The organism is Prolixibacter sp. DSM 2831, from assembly GCF_056493735.1.
In genome coordinates this window covers 717,331-738,542 of the sequence record NZ_CM151379.1, presented here as the reverse complement: position 1 = coordinate 738,542, position 21,212 = coordinate 717,331, and the positions used below count along the sequence as shown (strand labels likewise).

The 21,212-nt window shown below is 44.2% G+C and carries 16 protein-coding genes and 2 tRNA genes; 7 read left to right on the top strand and 11 right to left on the bottom strand.

The genetic code is table 11. The features are described 5' to 3' along the window. Window positions 1-43: 43 nt before the first annotated feature. The 4 genes from htpG to AC060N_RS02925 all read right to left on the bottom strand — a co-directional run bounded on the left by htpG (window position 44) and on the right by AC060N_RS02925 (window position 3,302). Window positions 44-2,092, bottom strand: a complete 2,049-nt coding sequence (htpG, locus tag AC060N_RS02940; protein WP_479525806.1) for a molecular chaperone HtpG — start codon at window positions 2,090-2,092, stop codon at window positions 44-46. A gap of 143 nt (window positions 2,093-2,235) precedes the next feature. Further along, window positions 2,236-2,955, bottom strand: coding sequence for a (Fe-S)-binding protein (locus AC060N_RS02935; RefSeq protein ID WP_479525805.1), 720 nt, complete (start codon window positions 2,953-2,955; stop codon window positions 2,236-2,238). A 183-nt stretch (window positions 2,956-3,138) separates the two neighbouring features. Further along, window positions 3,139-3,211 (bottom strand) — tRNA-Trp (locus tag AC060N_RS02930). A 3-nt stretch (window positions 3,212-3,214) separates the two neighbouring features. After that, window positions 3,215-3,302, bottom strand: a tRNA-Ser gene (locus AC060N_RS02925). 320 nt (window positions 3,303-3,622) lie between these two features. On the opposite strand from AC060N_RS02925, the gene AC060N_RS02920 reads away from it, so the two are divergent. The 4 genes from AC060N_RS02920 to AC060N_RS02905 all read left to right on the top strand — a co-directional run bounded on the left by AC060N_RS02920 (window position 3,623) and on the right by AC060N_RS02905 (window position 7,559). Next, window positions 3,623-3,895 (top strand): HU family DNA-binding protein, encoded by a 273-nt coding sequence (locus AC060N_RS02920; protein WP_025864360.1) that lies wholly within the window; start codon window positions 3,623-3,625, stop codon window positions 3,893-3,895. A gap of 59 nt (window positions 3,896-3,954) precedes the next feature. Continuing rightward, window positions 3,955-4,635, top strand: a complete 681-nt coding sequence (locus tag AC060N_RS02915) for a TrmH family RNA methyltransferase (RefSeq protein WP_479525804.1) — start codon at window positions 3,955-3,957, stop codon at window positions 4,633-4,635. 91 nt (window positions 4,636-4,726) lie between these two features. Further along, on the top strand, window positions 4,727-5,479 hold the full coding sequence (locus tag AC060N_RS02910; protein WP_106543089.1) for a LytR/AlgR family response regulator transcription factor: 753 nt from the start codon (window positions 4,727-4,729) through the stop codon (window positions 5,477-5,479). A gap of 130 nt (window positions 5,480-5,609) precedes the next feature. After that, window positions 5,610-7,559 carry a dipeptidyl peptidase 3 gene (locus AC060N_RS02905; protein ID WP_246187204.1) on the top strand — a complete coding sequence of 650 codons (1,950 nt, stop codon included), beginning with the start codon at window positions 5,610-5,612 and terminating at the stop codon, window positions 7,557-7,559. Between the two features lie 74 nt (window positions 7,560-7,633). Here the strand turns inward: AC060N_RS02905 and AC060N_RS02900 are convergent, their stop codons facing one another. Both AC060N_RS02900 and purB read right to left on the bottom strand, forming a co-directional pair. Then, window positions 7,634-9,454: an ABC transporter ATP-binding protein gene (locus AC060N_RS02900; RefSeq protein ID WP_106543091.1), complete on the bottom strand. Its 1,821-nt coding sequence runs from the start codon at window positions 9,452-9,454 to the stop codon at window positions 7,634-7,636. A gap of 229 nt (window positions 9,455-9,683) precedes the next feature. Then, the gene (gene purB / locus AC060N_RS02895; protein WP_479525803.1) at window positions 9,684-11,033 is read right to left on the bottom strand and encodes an adenylosuccinate lyase; all 1,350 of its coding nucleotides are present in this window, start codon (window positions 11,031-11,033) and stop codon (window positions 9,684-9,686) included. Window positions 11,034-11,354: 321 nt separating this feature from the next. On the opposite strand from purB, the gene AC060N_RS02890 reads away from it, so the two are divergent. Both AC060N_RS02890 and AC060N_RS02885 read left to right on the top strand, forming a co-directional pair. Beyond that, window positions 11,355-12,110, top strand: coding sequence for a menaquinone biosynthetic enzyme MqnA/MqnD family protein (locus tag AC060N_RS02890; RefSeq protein WP_479525802.1), 756 nt, complete (start codon window positions 11,355-11,357; stop codon window positions 12,108-12,110). A gap of 80 nt (window positions 12,111-12,190) precedes the next feature. After that, window positions 12,191-13,603: an NfeD family protein gene (locus tag AC060N_RS02885; RefSeq protein WP_479525801.1), complete on the top strand. Its 1,413-nt coding sequence runs from the start codon at window positions 12,191-12,193 to the stop codon at window positions 13,601-13,603. An 88-nt stretch (window positions 13,604-13,691) separates the two neighbouring features. On the opposite strand, the gene AC060N_RS02880 is transcribed toward AC060N_RS02885, so the two are convergent. Further along, on the bottom strand, window positions 13,692-14,981 hold the full coding sequence (locus AC060N_RS02880) for an LVIVD repeat-containing protein (RefSeq protein WP_479525800.1): 1,290 nt from the start codon (window positions 14,979-14,981) through the stop codon (window positions 13,692-13,694). Between the two features lie 122 nt (window positions 14,982-15,103). On the opposite strand from AC060N_RS02880, the gene AC060N_RS02875 reads away from it, so the two are divergent. After that, the gene (locus tag AC060N_RS02875; RefSeq protein ID WP_479525799.1) at window positions 15,104-15,925 is read left to right on the top strand and encodes a hypothetical protein; all 822 of its coding nucleotides are present in this window, start codon (window positions 15,104-15,106) and stop codon (window positions 15,923-15,925) included. A 55-nt stretch (window positions 15,926-15,980) separates the two neighbouring features. Here AC060N_RS02875 and AC060N_RS02870 read toward each other — a convergent pair whose 3' ends face one another. The 4 genes from AC060N_RS02870 to gldG all read right to left on the bottom strand — a co-directional run bounded on the left by AC060N_RS02870 (window position 15,981) and on the right by gldG (window position 21,212). Next, a complete protein-coding gene (locus tag AC060N_RS02870) occupies window positions 15,981-16,595 on the bottom strand; it encodes a fumarylacetoacetate hydrolase family protein (RefSeq protein WP_479525798.1) in 615 nt (204 codons plus the stop codon). A 31-nt stretch (window positions 16,596-16,626) separates the two neighbouring features. Next, window positions 16,627-17,436, bottom strand: coding sequence for a 3'-5' exonuclease (locus AC060N_RS02865; RefSeq protein ID WP_106543098.1), 810 nt, complete (start codon window positions 17,434-17,436; stop codon window positions 16,627-16,629). An 80-nt stretch (window positions 17,437-17,516) separates the two neighbouring features. Further along, window positions 17,517-18,644, bottom strand: coding sequence for a DNA polymerase III subunit beta (gene dnaN / locus AC060N_RS02860; RefSeq protein WP_479525797.1), 1,128 nt, complete (start codon window positions 18,642-18,644; stop codon window positions 17,517-17,519). A 150-nt stretch (window positions 18,645-18,794) separates the two neighbouring features. After that, window positions 18,795-21,212, bottom strand: a complete 2,418-nt coding sequence (gene gldG / locus AC060N_RS02855; RefSeq protein WP_479525796.1) for a gliding motility-associated ABC transporter substrate-binding protein GldG — start codon at window positions 21,210-21,212, stop codon at window positions 18,795-18,797.

Here is a 21,212-nt window from a genome sequence, read left to right as displayed (position 1 = left end):
GGGAGACTATTGTCTCCCCTTCATTAGCAACGCATTGCAATGCTTATTTTATCAACTCAATACTGCGCTTTACAAACTTATTCAAATCACTACCTCGCAGCATGTTGTTGGCTAGCAGGGCCAGATCGACCAATTGATTGGCCAGTTGATTATCGCGTCCAAAAGCTTCGAGTTTTGTTCGCTTATCTGCTTCAAGAGAGGTAATCTTATCATCCAGCTCCTTCAGCTTATCTTTCTCTTCCTGAGGAACTTCTTCATCTTTTTTACCTTCTTTCAGCTTATTCAATGCCTCTTTCTCTTTTTGCTGATCAGCTATCTCGTGGTTTATCTTTTCCAGTTCCGAAGCCAAGGCTGTATCCTTGTCTTCCAGTACCTGCTTAACGAGCGGATGACCGATATTTACCACCAGATTGTAGCTGTCGGGCAACTCGCCATACATGCTCATTCCGGCCTGCATTTGCGACATGTCCTTCATACGGCGCATAAACTCGTTCTGGGTAATTACCATCGGATTAGCTGTTTCGCCCAAATCTTCGAAATCGACAATGAAATTACCTTTCCCGTTAGGAACAATGGCCTGGAAAACCGGACTCAGCTCGTTTTTCTCTTCCAGCGTAAGTTTTTCTTTGTCGTCGTCTGCTTTCGGAATCAGTTTTTCGACCACATCAGCATCCACACGAACGAAACGTTTTTCAGGATACTTCTGCTCCAACGCATTCAGCAGGTGTGTCGACAACGGATCTTCCATCAGTAATACATCGTAGCCTTTTTCTTTCGCTGCTTCAATAAAACTGAACTGATCCTCGTGATGGTTGGCATACAGGTAAACCATTTTGTTGTCCTTGTCGGTCTGGTTTTCCTTAATGAGGTTTTCATATTCTTCCCAGGTAAACTTCTTGCCTTCGGTATTTCCTAACAGGAAGAATTTCAGCGCACGCTCATAGAATTTTTCATCGGTGAGCATACCGTACTCGATGAAGAGCTTCAGATCATCCCATTTCTGTTCAAATTCTTCACGATTTTCCTTGAAGATTTCCTGTAAACGATCGGCTACTTTCTTGGTAATGTGACTACTGATTTTCTTCACATTCGAGTCGCTCTGCAGATACGAACGGGAAACGTTCAACGGAATATCGGGGGAATCGAGCACACCGTGCAAGAGTGTCAGGAATTCAGGAACAATCCCTTCCACCGAATCGGTAACAAATACCTGGTTGCTGTACAGCTGAATCTTGTTCTTCTGTACCTCAATAGTGTTCTTGATTTTCGGGAAATATAGAATACCGGTCAGATTGAAAGGATAATCCACGTTCAGGTGAATGTTGAACAGTGGCTCATCCGCCATGGGGTACAACTGATGGTAAAAATTGTGATAATCTTCTTCCTCGAGGTCAGCGGGCATACGGGTCCAGGCCGGAGACACATCGTTTATCTGGTTATCCTCGTCAGTCTCGACGTACTCTTCGCCTTTCCATTCTTTTTTCTTACCGAAAATGACCGGAATCGGAAGGAATTTACAGTACTTGTTCAACAGCTCTGAAATACGATTCTCATCCAGAAATTCCTTGGAATCTTCGTTGATGTACATCACAATGTCAGTACCGACTTCGTCCTTATCAACTTCTTCCATGGTATATTCCGGACTTCCGTTACAGCTCCATTTCACTGCTTTGGCTCCATCCTGGTGCGATTTAGTGATGACTTCCACCTTATCGGAAACCATGAACGAAGAATAGAATCCCAAACCGAAGTGACCAATAATGGCATTGGCATCGTTCTTATATTTTTCGAGGAATTCATTCGCTCCTGAGAAGGCAATCTGATTGATGTACTTGTTTACCTCCTCTTCGGTCATTCCAATACCGTTATCAGAAACGGTAATGGTTCCGGCGTCTTTATCGAGCTTGACCCGCACCTTCAAATCTTCGGCATTGCCACTGTAACTACCTACTGAGGCAAGCGTCTTCAGTTTTTGAGTCGCATCCACAGCGTTCGAAACAATCTCCCGAAGGAAAATGTCGTGATCGGAATAGAGAAATTTCTTAATAATCGGAAACAGGTTTTCACTGGTAACACCAATTCTTCCTTCCATTGTAATATTCTTTTAAGTTGATAATTTTTCGATTTACCATCACCCGGAAAATCAAAGGCTGTGCCAACCGACATTCGCTGACGAATTGACAGAATGACTCCGTTCAAAATGACAAATCAGGAAAGAATGGGAAGATGTTTTTGTTAGAAAGCGGCCAGTACGTCGGCGATGTGAAGCACTTTAACGGGCAACTTTTGATGCTTGATATACCCCGATATATTCATCAGGCAGGAGGCTTCGGTTGAAACGATGAATTCAGCTCCGGTTTTCAGGGCATTCTCCACCTTATTTTGGGTCATCACCGAAGAAATCGCTTTATGTTTCACGGCAAACGTACCACCAAACCCACAGCATTCGTGCGTTTCCTCCATCTCGATGAGCTCCAGTCCACCGACGTTTTGCAAAAGTTTGCGAGGCTCCTCGTGAATTCCATATCCACGCAAAGCGGAACAGGCATCATGGTAAGTTACTTTATGTGGAAAAAACGCTCCAAAATCGACGACTCCCAGATGATTGACCAGAAAATCGGTCAGCTCAATTATGTTTTCCTTGCGGTGAATATACTCTTGATACTCTCCGGACGTCTCATCAAACAGATCGGCAAATCCGTCACGCACATAACCCGAACAAGAGGCTCCGGGACTAACCACCGGACGTTTTCCACGAAAGTCTTTCAGAAATTTCCTTGCCAATGTCCGTGCTTCATCAAAATAACCGCTGTTATACGCCGGCTGTCCGCAACAGGTTTGCTCGGGGTTGTAGTGCACTTTGCAACCTGCCCGCTCCAAAACACGAATAGTGTTCCATGCAGTTTTCGGATATAACTGATCGATGAAACAAGGAATAAACAAGTCGACTTCCATGGGAAAATTTTTGTCCAAATATACCATTATATATACGGAGCCATTTCACCCCAGCCGGAAAAATGAGTATTCCAGGTTACTGAGAAAGCATCTTATCAGTTTGAACAAAACAGTAAAAGAGGGACAATCAACTGGTTAGCCGCAAAAACAAAAAAGCCGGCTCAAAACTGAACCGGCTTTTTGCACGGGAGGAGCGACTCGAACGCCCGACACCTGGTTTTGGAGACCAGTGCTCTACCAACTGAGCTACACCCGTGGGTGGCGGAGAGAGAGGGATTCGAACCCCCGGTACCTCGCGGTACAACGGTTTTCAAGACCGCCGCATTCGACCACTCTGCCATCTCTCCGAGCGATTGCAAAAGTAGAAGTTTTTTCTTTCTGGCAAAAGTTTCTGCCCAAAAAATTAAGAGCATTATGAAGAAAAAAAGATAAAAAAAATTTTGTTTTTCGTCTCAATCTTTTCAATTTAGTGAAACCAAAATAATTAGGCTTATACAAGCTGATTTTACTGGTATTTGAGACAAATTTGCGGGAAATCATATGTTAAACAACACATTTAACATGGTTTGCTGTGAAAAATAATTAAAACTCTTTATATTAGGCACTAGCGTTAAAAAAAGTATTAAACGAATTTTATTTAACCTGTTGTTTCTAAACTTTCTGTACTATGAACAAAGCTCAATTAATTGATGCCATTGCTGCTGAAGCTGGCCTGACTAAAGCAGATGCTAAGAAAGCTCTTGATGCTTTCGTTAAAACCACAACTGATGCACTGAAGAAAAGTGATCGTGTTGCTCTGATAGGTTTTGGTTCATTTGCAACCACCGAACGTCCTGCACGTCAGGGTCGTAATCCTCAAACTGGTGCGACAATTAACATTCCTGCCAAGAAGATTGTAAAATTCAAAGCTGGTAGCGAATTGACTGACAGCGTTCAGTAAATAATGGCTGAAGAGATTATTGTAAAGGGAGCTCAGGCTCCCTTTTTTTATTGACATCCATGAGCAAAGATCTGATAAACTACCTTTCGGAATACATTACGCCTGAGCGTAAAGAACTTTTTGAAAAAGTCCTAAGTTCCAGAACCCGTTACCTTACCGTCGTTCTGGAAGATATTTACCAACCACAAAACGCCAGTGCCGTGTTACGCTCCTGCGACTGCTTCGGAATTCAGGACGTACATATTATAGAAAACAACAACCGTTTCCAGGTCAATCCGAATGTAACACTGGGATCGACCAAGTGGCTTAATCTTCATCACTATCGCGACCAGAAGCAGAATACGCTGGACTGCATTCATCAATTACGAGAGAAAGGCTACCGGATTGTAGCCACTTCGCCGCATGCAAACGATACGGATCTCGAGGATTTCGATTTGGAGAAGGGGAAAACCGCACTGATTTTCGGAACAGAACTAACCGGAATTTCGGAAGTCGTAGAAAAGAATGCTGACGAATTTCTAAAAATTCCCATGTTCGGTTTTACCGAAAGTTTCAATATCTCTGTTTCTGCGGCCATTGTACTACACCACCTGAATTTGCGCCTGCGGCAGAGCGACATCGATTACCTGTTCACAGAAGAAGAAAAAGACGAAATGCGTCTGGCCTGGCTACGAAAAACCATCAAAAGCTCGGCACTGATCGAGAAAAAATTCTTCGAAGATAAAAGCAGTGCCCTCTAACCTACTGATTAAATAACTTTTAGTTTTTGATAACTCTCTCGAAATCATTTGCTCGTATTTTTTCTATCTTTGAAACAAGATTAATGGGCTTATGAACTGTTTAATCGTAGATGACGACCGGGTTTGCAGGACCGTATTGGAGAAATACATCGATAGGACAAAACTCTTTGAAAAATATTTTTCTTTGGAAAGTGCTATAGACGCACTGAAACTCCTGCAAGAAGGCAAGGACAAAATTGATATTCTTTTTCTCGACATCGAAATGCCGGAGATGAATGGTATGGAATTACTGAGTGTGATGGATCATACTCCGCAGGTTATCATTGTCTCCTCCCGGGAAAAATATGCCTTAAACGCGTTTGAGTACGACGTCACCGATTACCTGTTAAAGCCGGTTACTTTTCCTCGTTTTATGCGTTCTGTCAATCGGGCCATTGCTAACATTCAGAAAGATGCAAAGGCTAATCAGGATGACCGGGAAGATATTTTCTCTGAAGACGAATGGGGAAAAGGAACCTTATGGATCAAAAACAACTCGAAACTTGATCCGGTCAATCCCGAAGATATTATTTACATCGAATCCATCGAGAACTACGCACAGTTTATCACTTTCGACGATAAGTATACAGTGCACTACACCTTAAAACTCCTCGATGAGAAACTCCCCAACAAATTATTTATCCGGATTCACCGTTCGTACATTGTGAATGTGAAACAGATTAAGCGCATTCGCGGAAATACACTCGAGGTGGAAACAAAAGATGGTACGCACTCACTGCCCTTTGGTAAGTCGTACCGCGACCCGCTTATCAAGCGACTTCACGTACTTAGTTCCAAACAATAGCACACACCGTTCAGGCTATCAGTCAGCCGAATGCAACCGTGGAGAACATTTTACATTGCTATATGTTTTCCATGCATAAGTACCCTATTAACGAGGATATCATCCCGATTTTAAAAGAAATTTTATGGTCATGAGTGACAATTTCAAGTTTTTCAGCGAAAAGTTTGCTGACTTAAAAATCCTTCGCTACCAGGTCGACGGATTCGAGCAACTGACTCTGGAACAGAAAAGACTAATATATTATCTCAGTCGCGCAGCTTTGGCTGGCCGCGATATTTTGTGGGATCAGAACAACGAGTACAATCTGCGCCTGCGTAAAGTACTTGAAACCATTTATCAAACATTCGATGGAGACCGTAAAACCAAAGAATTCAAACAGTTCGAAGTCTACTTAAAACGGATTTGGTTTTCCAACGGAATGCACCATCATTATTCGATGGACAAAATCCTACCCGATTTCTCACAAAAATATTTTCTCCATCTCATTGGGCGCTCCAACTGGTCTGATTTTGAACATCCTCAGAAACTGATACACGAATTACTCCCGATCATTTTCGACCCGGGACTGGAAAGCAAGCGGGTTTCGCTCGATTCATCGAAAGATTTGCTTTTGGAATCGGCCAATAACTTCTACAAAGATGTGACACAGGCCGAAGCTGAACTCTTTTATGCTCAGCTGAACAGCAATGCAAGTGAAAATCCGCCGTCGTTCGGATTAAACTCGAAACTGGTGATGGAGAACGGCGAGCTCGTCGAGAAAAAGTGGAAAGAGAACGGGTTGTATTCCGAAGCCATCCAGGAGATTGTCAAATGGTTACAAAAGGCACAGGAAGTTGCAGAATCACCGGCCCAAAAACGAAGCATCGCCAAGCTCATCATCTTTTACCAAACCGGTGATTTGAAGAGTTTTGACGAACACAGCATCGAATGGGTAAAGGATATTGAGAGCCAGGTCGATTTCGTGAACGGTTTCATTGAAGTATACGGCGATGCGCTGGGAATAAAAGGAAGCTGGGAGTCCATCGTGAATTTCAAAGACGAAGAAGCTACCCGACGTACTGAGATTATCAGCAACAACGCACAATGGTTTGAAGATCATTCTCCGGTTTCCACTGAGTTCAAGAAAGAAAAGGTGACAGGCGTTTCCGCCAAAGTAATTACGGTTGCGATGTTGGGAGGCGATTGTCATCCGGCTACTCCAATTGGAATCAATCTCCCTAATGCTGAATGGATTCGGGAGCAATACGGTTCTAAGTCGGTAACCATCGAAAATATTACCTACGCTTATCATCAGGCGTCGTTAGGAGATGGAATGTTGGAAGAGTTTTGCTGGGATAAAGAAGAAATCGAGCGTGCCCGTAAACACGGATATCTCGGGAACAATCTCCACACCGATTTGCACGAATGCCTTGGACACGGTTCCGGCCGGATGAAAAAGGGTGTGACTGTGGACGCGCTAAAGAACTACTATTCAACGCTCGAAGAAACCCGCGCCGATCTGTTTGCGCTCTATTTTATTATGGATCCCAAATTGGTGGAACTAGGATTGACTGAATCGGATGAAACCGCAAAAGCCGAATACGATGGCTACATCCGAAACGGGCTTCTGACTCAGCTGGTTAGAATCGAAACTGGCAAAGACCTGGAAGAATCGCATATGCGTAACCGCCAGCTGATTGCCCGATGGGTGTACGATAAGGGAAGCTCGGAAAATGTGATTGAACGCAAAGAGCGTAACGATAAAACCTTCTTTGTTATCAATGATTACCAGCGCTTGCGCGAACTTTTCGGTGAATTGCTGAAGGAGGTTCAGCGCATCAAATCAGAAGGCGATTACGAAGCGGGAAAAGCATTGGTTGAAAACTATGGCGTAAAAGTTATTCGTGATTTGCACGACGAAGTGCTGGAACGCTACAAGAAGCTAAATCTCGCTCCTTACGCCGGTTTCCTGAATCCGGATTACGAGGTAATTGAAGAAGATGGTGAAATTAAAGACATCAGAATTTCGTACCCGGAAAACTTTGCAAAACAGATGCTTGATTACTCCAAACATCACAGTTTTTTGCCGATCGTCAACTAACTGTTCGATGTAAAAAAATAAAAAAGCCGCATATCCTCAGAAGTTATGCGGCTTTTTCTTTGCAGACAGGAATATTAAAAATTCTGCATAGCATGCAACTTTTTATAGATACCATCAGCAGCAATCAGCTCGTCATGCGTACCACGCTCCACAATTTCGCCATTTTGGAACACACAAATCAAATCGGCATTCTTGATGGTCGATAAGCGGTGAGCAACAACGATGGATGTCCTGTTTTTCATCAAGTTATCCAAGGCCTCCTGAACGAGTTTTTCTGATTCGGTATCCAAAGCTGATGTGGCTTCATCCAAAATCATGATTGGCGGATTCTTCAAAACGGCCCGTGCTATGGAAATACGTTGACGCTGTCCGCCTGAAAGTTTTCCTCCCCGATCGCCAATATTCGATTGATACCCATCCGGAGTATTCATGATGAAATCATGCGCGTTCGCCACTTTTGCGGCATTCATTACATCCTCTTCAGTCGCATTGTCCACGCCAAAAGCGATGTTATTGAAGAAACTATCGTTGAAAAGAATCGGTTCCTGGTTCACATTTCCCATCAGGCTTCGTAAATCGGTAATATCCAAATCACGAATATCGATTCCGTCAACTTTGATCTGTCCCTCTTTCACGTCGTAGAAACGTGGAAGAAGATCGACGAAAGTTGATTTTCCTGAACCCGATTGTCCGACCAGTGCAACCGTTTTTCCTTTTTCAATTTCCAGATTCACCTTCTTCAGCACATTGTCCTCTTTGTAGCGGAAAGTCACATCCTGATAAGCAATTCGATCTTTGAATTCTGAAACTCGCTTAGCGTCTTCCCGGTTACGGATACTATTTTGTGCATTCAATACCATATCCACCCGCTCCATCGAAGCAAGTCCTTTTTGAACCGAATAAAGCGCTGTAGAAAAGGCTTTTGCAGGATTGATGATACTATAGAAGAACACCAGGTAAGTGATAAATCCCTGGGCACTCAATCCGCCCTGATGATGAAGTACCAAACGACCGCCGTACCACAGAACAATGACAATAACGAGCGTTCCAAGAAACTCACTCATGGGATGGGCGAGATACCGGCGCCACATCAGTTTATTCATGATACTGTAATACTGGTGGTTTTCACCTTCGAAACGCTGAGAGACCTTTTTCTCAGCATTAAAAGCCTTAATGATACGTAATCCGGACAGCGACTCTTCAATCGTCGATAGCAACTCGCCCATCTTGTTCTGCCCGCTCATCGACGGTTTTTTCAGGCTTTTTCCAACACGGCCAATAAAATAACCAACTACCGGCAGCAGCAAAAAGACAAAAATGGTCAGCGACCACGACATGGTGATCATCACAATCAGAGAAATGACGATCAGAATGGGATTCTTGAACAACATTTCCAGGGAGTTCATGATAGAATTCTCAATCTCCTGCACATCACCGGTCATACGCGCGATAATATCTCCCTTTCGTTCCTCGGTAAAGAAGCCGATAGGAAGAGAAAGTATTTTGTGATATATCTGATTCCGGATATCGCGAACAACACCGTTACGAATCGGCACCATCATGAAACTGGCGAGATAAGTAAAACCAACCTTCAGCAACACGGCAATCACCATGAACCCGCCGATGTAAACCAGCGCCGAATCCCGACCATGCATTTCGATAACTTTGCTGATATGATAAAAGAAGTTCTGCTTGATACTGTCGAGGGTAAACGCCCACTCAACCGGATGATTCACCATCTTTTGAGTACCAAACAACACGCCCAGTACCGGACTGATAGCCGCAAAAGAAAACGCTCCAAAAATTGCTCCCAACAAGTTGAAAACCACATTCAAAATTACGTAAACCTTGTAAGGAGGAATATATCGACCGAGAAGTTTAAAAAGACCTTTCATTATTAAATGATTTCAGTTCCAAAACAGAACGACACTTTTTTCGATACAAACAATCTATTTTATGCCGCTCACCTGTTTCTCACTACATAATTAAAAACCACAATCCGCCTGTAATATGCCCGGACTTTGCGCTCCAAAAGTAGCAAAACTTTCAGGAACAGGAATTCGGATTAAAAATTAAGAAAGGACACCTGTGGAGGTATCCTTTCGCTTAAGTGAAAATATTTTATCAGATGAGAATTCCGGTATAGTTCTGCGGCGTAATTTGCTTCAGCTCAGCCTTCACTTTCTCATCAACGTTCAATGTTTCGACAAATTCGTGAATCGATTCGCGATTAATTTTCTGGTTAACACGGGTCAATTCTTTCAAGGCTTCGTATGGATTCGGATATCCCTCTCGACGCAAAATCGTTTGAATCGCTTCGGCAACTACGGCCCAGTTTTCTTCAAGATCGTCCTCAATCGCCTCCATATTGATCAGCAATTTATCGAGCCCTTTTAAAGTCGATTTAAGAGCGATAACCGTGTGAGCAATCGGAACACCAATATTCCGTAAAACCGTCGAGTCGGTCAGGTCACGCTGCAAGCGAGAAATCGGTAGCTTTGCTGAAAGATGCTCGAAGACAGCGTTCGCAATTCCCAGGTTTCCTTCTGAATTTTCAAAGTCGATGGGGTTCACTTTATGCGGCATAGCCGAAGAACCAACCTCTCCTTTTTTGATCTTCTGCTTGAAATAGTTCATGGAGATATAAGTCCACATATCGCGATCCAAATCCAGAAGAATGGTATTGATGCGTTTCAGGTTATCGAAAATCGCACCGTAATTATCGTAGTGAGCAATCTGAGTAGTTACCTGTGAACGCTCGAGTCCCAACGAATTCTGCACAAAGTTGTTGGCAAAATCCGCCCATTCAATCTCGGGGTAAGCTACAAAATGTGCATTGAAATTACCTGTAGCCCCACCGAACTTAGCATAGCAGGGGATTCCTTTCAGCAACTCCACCTGTACATTCAACCGCTCGATGAAAACTTTCAGCTCTTTTCCCAAACGAGTCGGAGAAGCCGGTTGTCCATGCGTGCGGGCCAACATTGGGATTTCCTCCCACGCCAGTGACAACTCTTCGAGCTTCGACACCACCTCATCAAAAATCGGGATGTACACATTCTGAATCGCATCGCGGATGGAACACGGAACAGCAGTATTATTAATATCCTGCGATGTCAATCCGAAGTGGATAAACTCTTTGAACGCCTCCAGGCCAAGTTCATCGAACTTCTCTTTCACAAAATACTCCACCGCCTTCACATCATGGTTAGTCACTTTTTCGGTGTCTTTGATGTGCTGCGCATCTTCCAGCGAGAAGTCTTCATAAATAGCCCGGAGCTTCTCTTTCAGCGAACCATCGAACGACTTCAACTGGGGTAAAGGGATTTCGGTCAGTGAAATAAAATATTCAACTTCCACGAAGACCCGGTATTTAATCAAGGCAAACTCCGAAAAGTATTCGTCCAATTCCTCAACTTTTCCACGGTAACGACCGTCGATAGGTGAAATAGCGGTAAGTGTTTGCAGATCCATAAAGCGATTTAAATTCAGATTAATAACCGATGCAAAATTAATAAATTCCGCCTTAGCCTAATGGAAACGACTACATTAACAATCTTCCTCATCCTTTATTAATGTTCTTTTTTTCAACTGAATCACCATCTCCATTCTCAAATACCAAACTCACAGCGACCTAAACTATTCAAGTAAGGAAAACAGCAAGCATTAAATTTGAGTTAATGATAAATCGACCAGCCAAAGTAAATCAGATAATATCATCCGGAATGGTAAAATATCAGGAATCGATCCCAATATTTTTCATATTTTTAGCAGCAATTTTGGAGAACTACAACAATGAAAAAAGTCAAAATATCCGCCGTCTCCTACCTAAACACTAAACCTTTTATTTACGGACTGGAACACTCGGGGTTTGTCAACGAAATTGAGCTTTCGCTGGACATGCCTTCACTATGTGCATCCAAGCTCATCGAGGACAAAGTCGATGTAGGTTTGGTTCCGGTAGCCGTTATCCCGAAAATTCAGGGAGCTGAAATTATTTCCAACTACTGTATCGGTGCCCGCGGTCCCGTTCGCACAGTTGTGCTGGTAAGCGAAGTTCCGCTGGAAGAAGTTGATACCATCATCCTCGATTATCAGTCGAGAACCTCTGTGATGCTGGCCCGTGTACTGGCCAGGTTCTTCTGGAAGAAAGAGGTGAAATGGCTGAAAGGTGAGCCGGGATATCATACCCGCGACATCAAAGGAAAAACCGCCGGCGTAGTTATTGGCGACCGGGTTTTTGAGATTGACGGGCACTATCCGCACGTTTACGATTTAAGCCAGGAATGGGCCAACTACACGGGACTCGATTTTGTATTCGCTTGCTGGACAGCCAACAAACCTCTCCCTGAGGATTTCAAAAAAGCCCTCAACGAAGCACTGGCAGTCGGCATCGACAATATGCCCGATGTTATTCAGGAAATTGCACCGCAATATCCCAATTACAATCTGGCGGAATATTACAATCGGGATATCAGCTATCCGCTGGATGAATCCAAGCGAAAGGGACTGGAATTATTTTGGAATTATGCCGAAAAATTGGAATCTTAGGTAAACGAATTCCTGCTATTTCCCGATACAGAAAAGTAAGAAGGCAAAGCGGTTTTCGTGTAAACTAATGAATACTGCAGATGAAAATCAGACTCCTTACCTTGCTGATACTATTGCTGGCTTACTTCCCGTCAAAAGCTGACGAAGCCGACTCATTGTCAACCAACAGTCCCAAAGTGGTACTGAGGTTTAATATCGATGAGAATATCGCTCCGGCGACCTGGAGAAAAACCAAACAGGCTTTCGCCGAAGCCGATTCGCTTCGTGCCAGTTTAATTGTTATACACCTAAATACATACGGTGGAACGGTGTTGGATGCCGATTCGATTCGGACCAAAATCCTGAATTCGAAGATACCGGTTTACGCATTTGTCGACAACAACGCCGCATCAGCAGGTGCGCTCATTGCACTTTCGTGCGATAGTGTTTACATGCGCGAAGGAGCCAACATGGGAGCAGCCACCGTGGTCAACCAGACCGGCCAGGCCATGCCCGACAAGTACCAGAGCTACATGCGCTCCATCATGCGGGCAACCGCCGAAGCGCACGGTAAAGACACCATCATATCGGGGCAGGATACCATCGTTAAATGGCGGCGCGATCCTAAAATCGCCGAAGCTATGGTCGACCAGAGCCTTTACATTCCGGGCATAATCGATACCGGAAAAGTACTGACGATGACACCAACCGAGGCCATTAAATACGGTTTCTGCGAAGGCATGGTGAGCAATATTCAGCAAGTAATTGACAAAGCCCATCTGGGAAACTATGTCATCAAAGAATATAAGCCTACCGTTCTGGAACAATTTATCGGCTTTTTGGTACATCCGATGGTCTCCGGAATTTTGATTTTGGCGATTCTCGGAGGTATCTACTTCGAATTGCAGACTCCCGGAATTGGATTTCCGCTCGGAGTTGCTGTTTTTGCAGCCCTTCTATATTTCGCACCGCTTTACCTGGAAGGCCTGGCCGCCAACTGGGAAATTCTCCTGTTCATTATTGGCTTGATTCTCATTGCCGTCGAAATATTTATCATACCCGGCTTCGGAGTAGCCGGGATACTGGGGATTATTTTTGCCATGGGCGGATTAATCCTCAGTATGGTTGGCAACGATAAACTCAACTTCGAAGGAGTTTCTGCGGAAGCATTGACACGAGCCGTAGTGACCGTGTTGGGAGCCTTTATCGTCGTTTTCTTCTTCGCGCTTTATGCGACTAAACTCATTTTTGCTGCTCATGGTGGTCCGTTCAAGAACCTTGCATTAAATACAGCTGAGAACAGAGACGAAGGTTTTGTGGGAGTCGATGCCGGCACCAGCCTGATGATTGGCAAAACCGGCGTAGCTGTCACGGTTCTGCGACCTGCCGGCAAGGTCCAGGTAGAAAACGATATTTACGATGCCCGTGCAGAATCGGGCTTTATTGAACGCGGAGAAGAAGTCAAAATAATCCAATACCAGGCCGGGCAATTGCACGTTGTCCGGAAAAAATAAGACACAATACTTCATTAAAAACAAAAGCGCAATCTCTTTCCTAAGAAAAACGATTGCGCTTTTTACATTTCGGCTATTGTGTTACTCATTATTCTTCCTGAACCGGAATCAAACTGACCCGGTGAATATTTGCCGGATCGCTGTAATCGTACTGGCTAAAACCATCGTTACCTACCAGAAACAAATATCCGTTTACCGGGATGGCATCCCGTGCCTGAATATCCTTGAAGTGGCCAATCTGATTCAATCCAATGTGTGTTTTATTGGCCGCATCGTAAATTTTCAGTCCATCCGAACCATCGCATACAAACAACATATCATCATCAATTCCCAAACCAAATGGTTCAGTCATTTCTACAATCGAAATTCTGGTCGGATTGGTAATATCCGATATATCGAGGACATGTAGCTCGTTCACCTCACTTCCGCAACGCGTTCCTCCCCTTAATGTGTAAAAAGCATAATCGCCCTGAATAACCACCGGGTCGCAACTGGTAACATGTTCGAATAGTCCCATCTCCGTCAAATCTCCCGTTTCATTTATCTGATAAATCGTCACGCTACTATTTCCTCCGACAAAAAGCAAATCATTGTAAATACTAACCGTTTCCGGATCGGGAATTGAGTAAGCGCCGAGGTCCTGCATCGCTGTATTGTCCGATACATCGAAGTGCTTCAGTTTATAATCGGAAAGCGCGTACAGATAATCACCATACAGGCCAAAACAAGCCAACGAACCTGCCACACCAAAGGTCGCAGCACCATTGGCGGAACCTCCCGTTATTCCGCTGTTCGCAGTTGCAGCATAATCACCGTTGGTCAGTTCATACCAGGATGGGTGAACCGGATAATAGTTCGATGTTTCCGGTATTTCCTCGTGAATCGTTTTCTTCTTCCAGCCGACCACCACACCTTTGGTTTGATCAACCGAACCAATTCTTGCCCCCTCTTCGTAAGATGGAATAGTATACGGAAAAACAGCCGTCAGGCGACTCTGTTCTTTCACATTCTGCAAATCGGCAATATCGATAGCCACCAGGTCGGTATAACTATCGGCAAATAATGTTTGATTTCGAATCGCCATATCGATATTTCCCGGAATCTCAATAAAAGTAACTTCCTCCGGATTTGCAGGATCACTGTTGTTAAAAACATGAATTCCCTCCATGTATTCGTTCACGAAAATGTAGTTATCCTTAAAATAAATTTTCCCGGGGTGTTTCAGCGGAACAGGTGTTTCATTAACGACTGCCGAACGCAAATCTTCGTAGGACATATATTCCGGTTCGAGCACGGTGTATTCCACCGCGAATTTATCCTTACATCCATCCGAAATCAAAGTAAAGAGGATGATTAAGGGAAAGATTATTTTTTTCATAGCGGTTAGGTTTTTTCTGTCTGAAAGATGCACCAAACAGATTTTTGGTTGCGTTGAAAAGGGGACGCAACCTTATGTAGGATAGCCTCCGTCTATCCAGTAAATGACAAACCTAACTAGCAATGAAAAGAATTGGCCTCCTATTAATCGCTTGCTTTTTTATCTCCCACCTGACAGCGCAAAACGTAAAAATCGTTTCTGAGGGAATTACGCTTGATACCCTGAACGGAAGGGTGATGAAAGTTAGAAAAGGTCGCGTGTTGCGAATCGCCGACGGCGAAAATAAATTCTACCTGATTTCGAAAGACGGAAAATCGTGGCTCCCGGAAAGCAGCCTGGTATTAAAGAATAAAGATGGTTCACAAATCGAGCTAGCCGAAATCAGCCGGCCGGAAATATCCAGTTACCAGAAGGGCTACTTTGGTACCGTTCAAACTGGAATTCTATTGGGAAACAGAGACGAAGAACACGAAGCTCCTTTTAGTTTTAGCATTTTACAAGGATATCGTTTAAATTCCTGGTTTGCTCCGGGATTTGAGACAGGAATCGACTTCTTCGATGACGGAGTTATGCCTCTGCATGCAACAGCCAGTTTCTTCTTTTCAACCGAACAGTTTACCCCAATCATTACCTTAAAAGGCGGTTGGAGTGTTCCGCTGGCGCGTGAAAAAGACGTAGCGACCTACACCCCTTACTATTCCGATTTTTATACCCCAAACTCTTACTACGCTCCCCTAAAGCTGAAAACAAGAGGAGGAATCAGTCTCAACCCGGAGTTTTCCATCATGCGCATGATGAACAATGACATGGGCTGGATCTTCAGCTGCGGCTATCGTTTCCAACGACTCACCTACCAACAGGGAGAAGAAGGCGACACCAACTACTACAAAAAGAACAGGGATATCAACAGGCTATCGTTACGAATCGGCCTCCTTTTCCGATAACCATAAAAAAGCCGGAATCGATTTGAATTCCGGCTCTTTTTTACTGCCAGTGCAGTTATTTTATCTGAAAATCAAACATCTGCTTGTCGCCGATAAAACCTTCCAGTCGATCGCCTATAGCTACGGCACCAACTCCTGAGGGCGTTCCGGTATAAATCAAATCCCCCATTTTCAAAGTCATGAATTGGGAAACGTAAGCGATAATCTTGTCAATATTGAACAGCATGTCCGATGAATTCCCATCCTGAACCACTTCACCATTCTTCTTCATCGAAAAAGCAATATTGTTCACATCACCTAACTCCGATTTGGGAATAAATTCATTGCTCAGCACTGCCGACGAATCAAAGCCTTTGGCCTTTTCCCATGGCAAACCTTTCGCTTTGCATTCACGCTGAATATCACGGGCCGTGAAATCCACACCCAAGCCAATTTCATCGTAATACCTATGAGCGAATTTCTCCTGAATGTTCTTTCCCAACCGTCCGATTTTCACCACCAACTCCACTTCATGGTGTATTTCGTTGGAAAAATCAGGGATATAAAAAGGACGATTTCTCAGCAAGAGTGCCGAGTCTGGTTTCATGAAATAGACCGGTTCGGTGGGAACTTCGTTCTTCAGTTCTTTGGCGTGTTCCGAGTAATTCCGGCCGATGCAAATGATTTTCATATGTCTTTATCGATTTAGCTAATTCTGTCGATCATCCATTGTTGCTGAATGCGCGCAAACGAATAGCTGTCAATACTTTCTTCGTATACAACGGAAACTCTCCATTCAACATCCAACCGTAATACCCCGGCTCCTCTTTCAACACCTGCTCAACCGGTTTTCCCTTATGCTTTCCAAAATTAAAGACCTCAACGCCGTCGCTGTTATAAACAATACGACCGGCAAAGTCAACATTCCTATCGAAGGAAGAGAATTCCGACAATTTATCCACGTCATTCACCAGCGGATTGAATTTCTTTCCTCTGGCTTCAGCTTCTTCTGCAGAGTATCGATCGAGCTGCGATTTCAGAACCTCATAAGTCGCCACTGTATCGACCATAGCGCTGTGAGCATTTTCCAGCTCTTTGTTGCAATAAAACTCATAAGCGGCACCCAACGTGCGTTTCTCCATCTTGTGAAAGATGGTCTGCACATCAATAAACTTCCGCTTTTTCAAATCAATGTCCACTTCTGCCCTCAGGAATTCTTCCGAAAGCAATGGTATATCGAACCGGTTGGAATTGAAGCCGGCTAAATCGCAACCTTCCAGGAAACTTGCCAGCGTCTTCGCTACTTCCTTAAACGTCGGTGCATCCTTCACATCTTCGTCTTTGATTCCATGAATTGCCGAAGACTGAGCCGGAATGGGCATTTCCGGATTGATCAGCATCAGTTTCTCGTCCTGTTTTCCGCCAGGAAAGATTTTAAGCAATGCAATTTCAACGATCCGGTCGGTGACAATATTGATACCGGTAGTTTCCAAATCGAGAAACACCAGTGGATTTTTCAAATTCAGTTCCATAAAAATACAAGTAACAAAAAACCTAACAGAAGCGGGATTCTGTCAGGTTTAGCTATGATTATTTTAATAAAAATTCTTTTCTACGCATTGATCATCATCGGCATCAGAAGCATAAGTACATCTTCTTCTTCGATTTCTTTCTCTGCAGGAAGCAAAATTCCGGCTCTTGTTGGATCGGAAAGTTCCACCTGAACTTCTGTAGAAGATAAATTGGAAAGAATTTCGAGCAGGAAGGTCGATTTAAAGCCAATCTCCATCTCCTGTCCCTCGTACTGGCATTTGATGCGCTCAACGGCTGAAATAGCGAAGTCGACATCCTGTGCTGAAACTACCATCTCGGTAGATGTCAAAGCTAATTTCACCAGGTTACTGGCCTGATTCGAGAAAACCGAAACCCGTTTCAGCGTATTGTAAAACTCTACCCGATCAACTGTCAGTCGGTTCGGATTATTCACCGGAATAACTGAATTGTAGGCCGGATAATTTCCTTCCACTAAGCGGCAAACTACTTTGAAACCGGTCAGACTGAAGAAAGCATTCTTATCGTCGAACGCCAGTTTCACATCAAAATCTTCACGCGGTAGCAAATTCTTCAACAACGAAGCCGGCTTCTTCGGGAGGATAAATGACGACTGAACATCGGCACGGGCATCGCTTCGTTTGTAGCGAACCAGCTTGTGAGCATCAGATGCCACAAACGTCAGGTCATCTTCCGACAATTCGATGTAAACACCATTCATCACCGGACGCAACTCGTCATCAGCGGTAGCAAAAAGCGTTTTATTGATTCCGCTCAACAGCACATCGTGTGGCATGCTAAGGCTGGTAGTTCCATCTCCCAACTCAGGAAGTTGCGGAAAGTCGGTACCATTTTGCCCGACAATCGAGAATTTACCGTTTTCGGAAAGAATTTCCACCGCCATGGTATCCATATCAATATTGAAGGTCAGCGGTTGTTCTGGGAACTCTTTCAGGGTGTCAATCAAAATCTTAGCCGGGATAGCAATACTTCCGTCTCCCTCTGTATTTTCCAGCGAAAGCGTTGTAATAAGCGTTGTTTCCAAATCGGAAGCAGTAACCGTTAGGGTATTGCCCTCGAGTTGAAACAGGAAATTATCGAGGATAGGCAAGGTATTTTTGTTGCTGATGACCCTGCTGATTGCATTAAGATGCCTCAGTAATTCGGTACTCGAAACGACAAATCTCATGGGTAGTTATTCTTAGTTTTTAAACGATTCTCAATTAATTAGCCCTCAAAAAAGGCTCTTGGTCCTGACGAAGCAGGTACATTACGAAGATACAAACATTCACCTACTTTGCCTACCTCGCAATATACGTTTTTCTTTCAATTTATTAACTTAATGTGCATAACGTTTTCGTCGAATAAAATTGAAAACGACACCGAATAATAAGATAAACAGCACCGGAACAAGTAGGTTCAGCAATTGCCATTTCAATTTTTCTTCGCGGAGTCGAACCTTATCCAACAACCGTAATTTGACCGTCCGGGTACGAAGTTCCATCAGTCCCGAATCGTCGCACAAATATTGTACGGCATTCACAAAAAATGCTTTGTTTCCAAACGTCTGTTTCGCGTACCGATCGTATCCAAGCGGTAAAATCTGAACTCCTTTGGGGCTTCTGTGCACCTTGTTTGCAATTAAATTTCCGTCCGAAAAAACCATCATCTTGGTATGCGGACTTTCATACTTGGGCTCCATTCCACCTGGTAAATGCAGCTCGGTCAACATCCTGTTTTTAAATACTGATGAAAATTTTCCTTCGAGCAAAACTCCTACCGGGATATATTGCTGTGTGAAAAGTTCGCGGGCCGGCGGCTCATTAATCATATCCAGGCTCACCTCCATAGGCGTTTCTGTTGTCCGGGCATACGCCGAAGAAGTGAGAAGAACAGTCTTTTTCACATCCTGATTTTCACCAACCAGTTCGAGCGAACTAACAAAATCAGCCATCAGGCGATTCAGATTTTTTCCTACCGGTGAATTTTGTGAAGGCATCAACAACGGGGAAAAATACCACGGTGCCGGTGTAAATTTAGGAGGCTGTCCCGTCAAGGCTGTATTTACCGGAATCATGCGACATTGCACGTCCTGAATCAAGTCGTGATTGAGACGAACACCGTAATGGAACAACTGATCCTGCAAATTCAATTTTCGCGGAAACGCCAGTGTCATCATTCCTTCGGAGAGACTATCCATGCTCACCTGCACCGGATCGATCAGCCACATCAGGCGGCCACCTTTCATGGCATACTGGTCGAGTGCGAACTTGTCTCTTTCGGGGAAAGCCTTTTCCGGATCGGCAACAATCACCGCACGGAAACTATCGGGAGCTGCCAGCAAATCATCAGGCGTGATTCGGACGACATCGTAATTCTCACTCAATGCATTGGAAAAATCTTTTACCTGCCATTGGTCCAATTCATGATGTCCGGTCAGGAAAGCTACTTTGGGCTTTTTCTTCTGCATCAAAACACGAAAAGCCCGGGCAAACTGGTATTCCAGCAATTCCACCGAACGGTTTAAATTCTCTTCAGCTGGTAACGACGGATCGTTTTGCAGAAAGTTGACCACGGTTTCGTGACCATGCAGCCGGACAACGGCCGAAGGAAAAACAAGTCGTGTAGACGTTCCCTGATCGGTTTTGATGCGTAGGTCAGTAGGCTTTAATCCTTCATCAATCAACGAATCGAAATAACCTTTGCGCTGCGAAGGCTTCACTTCCTGGTAAGGATCGATGAATTGCACGTGAACCGGCGCACCGGCATACACATTCATATCAATCAACTTCTCTTTGACTGCCTTGGCCAGCTTTCGGAATCCAGCCGGTAACATATCGCCTTTCAGATAAACATTGACAACGGCTGGTTGGTCAACCTCTTTCATAATTTCGCGTGTCTGATCGGCCAGCGTAAAGCGTTTTTCCGCTGTAAAGTCAATCCGGAAGAAATGATTGGTCATTAAAACAGCTGCCAGTGCCGTAGCCGCAATGTAAATTCCCAATCGGAGAACTGCGCGCTTTTTAGGAAAACGCTTCCAGAAAAGGGAAATCTGCGTGAGGAGCAAAAACAAGCCAACCATCACCAGGAAGTAGTACAAATCACGCGAATCGAGCACACCCCGGCTCACCGACTCGTAATGCTGGTTAATTCCCAATGAAGAAAGAGTTTCGGCTACACCGGACGGAACCGGCAAGCCCGCAACAAAATCAAACCCCGTGTACCAGAAAAATGACAGAAACAGCGCCAGGATAAAAGCGACAATCTGGTTATCCGTTAATGAGGAGGCGAATAAACCAATGGAAAGGTAGATAGCCGCCAAAAAGAAAAGCCCCAGGTAACTTCCCCAGGTCGCCCCCGTATCAATGCTTCCCACCGGATTACCCAAATGGTAAACCGAAAAGAAATAAAGCAAAGTGGGCGCCAACGACAGAGCAACTACAACCAGTGCCGCTAAGTACTTAGCCAGCACTAACTGAAATGTGGAAAGCGGACGGGTGAGCAGTAACTCCATGGTTCCGGTACGCTTTTCATCAGCGAACATCCGCATGGTAACAGCCGGAATCAGGAAAAGATAAACCCACGGAGCCATCGAAAACAGTCCGTCCAACGTGGCATATCCATTGTCCGGAATGTTATAATTCCCATTAAAGACCCAAAGAAATAAACCGGTAGATAGTAAAAAAACGACAATCACCAGGTAACCGATCAGTGAACCGAAGAACTGGTTGATTTCCTTTCTGAACAGACTGTACAT

Bases quoted from the DNA above. Each gene is read 5' to 3' on its own strand.
- htpG (WP_479525806.1), bottom strand. From the start codon at position 2,092: ATGGAAGGAAGAATTGGTGTTACCAGTGAAAACCTGTTTCCGATTATT.
- AC060N_RS02935 (WP_479525805.1), bottom strand. From the start codon at position 2,955: ATGGAAGTCGACTTGTTTATTCCTTGTTTCATCGATCAGTTATATCCG.
- AC060N_RS02920 (WP_025864360.1), top strand. From the start codon at position 3,623: ATGAACAAAGCTCAATTAATTGATGCCATTGCTGCTGAAGCTGGCCTG.
- AC060N_RS02915 (WP_479525804.1), top strand. From the start codon at position 3,955: ATGAGCAAAGATCTGATAAACTACCTTTCGGAATACATTACGCCTGAG.
- AC060N_RS02910 (WP_106543089.1), top strand. From the start codon at position 4,727: ATGAACTGTTTAATCGTAGATGACGACCGGGTTTGCAGGACCGTATTG.
- AC060N_RS02905 (WP_246187204.1), top strand. From the start codon at position 5,610: ATGAGTGACAATTTCAAGTTTTTCAGCGAAAAGTTTGCTGACTTAAAA.
- AC060N_RS02900 (WP_106543091.1), bottom strand. From the start codon at position 9,454: ATGAAAGGTCTTTTTAAACTTCTCGGTCGATATATTCCTCCTTACAAG.
- purB (WP_479525803.1), bottom strand. From the start codon at position 11,033: ATGGATCTGCAAACACTTACCGCTATTTCACCTATCGACGGTCGTTAC.
- AC060N_RS02890 (WP_479525802.1), top strand. From the start codon at position 11,355: ATGAAAAAAGTCAAAATATCCGCCGTCTCCTACCTAAACACTAAACCT.
- AC060N_RS02885 (WP_479525801.1), top strand. From the start codon at position 12,191: ATGAAAATCAGACTCCTTACCTTGCTGATACTATTGCTGGCTTACTTC.
- AC060N_RS02880 (WP_479525800.1), bottom strand. From the start codon at position 14,981: ATGAAAAAAATAATCTTTCCCTTAATCATCCTCTTTACTTTGATTTCG.
- AC060N_RS02875 (WP_479525799.1), top strand. From the start codon at position 15,104: ATGAAAAGAATTGGCCTCCTATTAATCGCTTGCTTTTTTATCTCCCAC.
- AC060N_RS02870 (WP_479525798.1), bottom strand. From the start codon at position 16,595: ATGAAAATCATTTGCATCGGCCGGAATTACTCGGAACACGCCAAAGAA.
- AC060N_RS02865 (WP_106543098.1), bottom strand. From the start codon at position 17,436: ATGGAACTGAATTTGAAAAATCCACTGGTGTTTCTCGATTTGGAAACT.
- dnaN (WP_479525797.1), bottom strand. From the start codon at position 18,644: ATGAGATTTGTCGTTTCGAGTACCGAATTACTGAGGCATCTTAATGCA.
- gldG (WP_479525796.1), bottom strand. From the start codon at position 21,212: ATGTACAGTCTGTTCAGAAAGGAAATCAACCAGTTCTTCGGTTCACTG.